Annotated in this window: 2 protein-coding genes; both read left to right on the top strand. The window is 41.9% G+C overall.

All coding sequences use genetic code 11. The features are described from left to right. The coding region (locus BM377_RS16020; RefSeq protein ID WP_143104536.1) for a tyrosine-type recombinase/integrase at positions 1 to 1,289 on the top strand (1,289 nt) is incomplete at its 5' end. Beyond that, positions 1,276 to 2,187, top strand: a 912-nt coding sequence (locus BM377_RS16015; protein ID WP_092250986.1) for a tyrosine-type recombinase/integrase, incomplete at its 3' end; no start/stop codon positions are given. The genes BM377_RS16020 and BM377_RS16015, both read left to right, overlap by 14 nt.

Raw genomic sequence — 2,187 nt, 5'->3', positions numbered from 1 at the left:
CAGATGAACAGATAGCAGTAATCAAGCACTATAGAGATGATAGTCTTGATTTTCCTTCTGAAGAGTACGCTGTGGCTGTTGAAAGCTTCCTGATTGATTTTAATAAACTTGGGTACAGTGAATCGCCCTGCAAAATGGCCGCGTATACTCTGCACAATCTTCTGCTGTTTTTGGAAATGAACAGTTTGGGGTACCATAAGGAGATTGCAGCTGTGTGGCTTGAACGCGAAAAAACATATCATGAGAAAAGAGGATGGTTCCAGGCTTCAAGAACGCTGTATCTGTTTGATATCTATACCAGAGAAGGATGCATAATGCCGCAGTCCCTGAACATAACGAGGGCCCTCAGATGTGAAACCCTCCCTGACTGGTGTTTAGCTGAACTGGACGAATATCTGGAAGTTAAGAACAAGGAAGACTGGGCTGCATCTACTATAGATATGATAAGATCATCTGTCACGCGTTTTTGTGAATATTTGGCAGATAGTGGTCTAAAAGGCTTTGAAGAGATAGACGCATCAGTTATTAAGGGATTCAATCTCTGTGACTATCATGATACTCCTGAAGGAAAAAACGCCTATAACGTTAGGATACGCAAGTTTCTAAAACATCTGGAGCGGAAGAATATAATCCCATACGGGCTCAATGAAGCCCTGCTCTGTACATCGGAAAACAGGGAAAGAATTGTCATAACTCTGACTGATGACGAAAAACAGAGCATCAAGGAGAAACAGGATGCCAGTACCGCATCGATTGAACTAAGGGATAATGCAATGATGCTCCTTGGCCTAAAAATGGGCATAAGATCCATTGACATAATCAATCTGAAGCTGGATGATCTTGATTGGAAAAACCAGTGCATACGTATATATCAAAAGAAGACAAGTCACGAGATTATGCTGCCTATGCCAACAGAGGTGGGCAATGCCATTTATCTGTATATATCAAACGGACGAGCAAATAAAAAAACATCCTCTAGATATCTCTTCATTAAAAACAGGGTTCCTTACGATGCTCTGAAGAGAAGCGTATGCAGACAAGCGTTAAAAAGGATGCTTCCAGGTAGAAGTACACCCGGTTCTGGCTTTCATGTAACTCGCAGGACATACGCTACAGACCAGCTTAGAAAAGGTACCGGTAAGCAGGGCTTGGCAGATCTTCTGGGTCATAGAGACACAACGTCAATAAAGCATTATCTTAATCTTGATGAGGAACGGATGCGGATGTGTCCTGTATCTTTGTCGGACTCAGGGCTCCTGATGAAAGGAGGCCGTTATGACAGAGTATAGAGATTATCCCTATTCAAGTGTTCTTGCACCGTTTATTCAGGATTACGTTGCTGAAAAGCGTGCTTTAGGATACATATATAACGTAAAAGGCTACCAGCTCTTTCGTCTTGACCAGTATTGGAATGATAACGGGTACAAAGATGCTGCTTTTACTCCTGAAAGACTTGACGCCTGGATGTGTTCTTTGCCGGGAGAAAGCAAAAGCAGTCAAAACAGCCGTATTGGAGCAGCACGCGGTATTGCAAGATATCTTAACACGCATGGTATTAAATGCTATGTTCCAACACTTTACGTCGGCAAAGATCAGAAGCAGATCCATGTGATGGACAAGACCGAATTGGCGGAATTTTTTTCTGCTGTAGATTCATACCAGCCTAAGACGCATAAACCTTGCGACCTGCGGATGGCAAATGAATATCCGATTATATTTCGCCTGTTCTACTGCTGCGGAATGAGGAATAATGAGGTTTGTGAACTCAGGAAAACTGATATTGATCTTGAGAATGGTATTGTTACGATTTATGATGGTAAAAAACATCGTGACAGGCTGGTTTATCTGCCAGAGGATCTGCTGACCCTGATCAGAAAATACCGCAGGTATCTTGAAAAAGATTTAGGAGTAAAATCAGAGTGGCTTTTCCCAGGAAGATTTCTGAAGGAACACGTCCTTAAAACATCCATTGACAGAATTTTTCGTGATTTTTGGAATAAAACTGAAGCATCAAAACATTGTGATAAGCGCCCTACACCTCACTCATTGAGACATGGTTTTGTTGTAGACCGAATTAACAACTGGATACTCGCAGCCATTGATATTAATGTCATGTTTGTCTACCTCAGTAAGTATCTTGGACATAAGGATCCCGATGAAAGCTTTTACTACTACCATCTGGTTCGG

The sequence above is a fragment of the Butyrivibrio sp. INlla21 genome (assembly GCF_900116875.1).
Lineage (GTDB): Bacteria > Bacillota > Clostridia > Lachnospirales > Lachnospiraceae > Butyrivibrio.
Note: the sequence above shows the minus strand (reverse complement) of the source record. Positions and strands in the feature narration are given on the sequence as shown.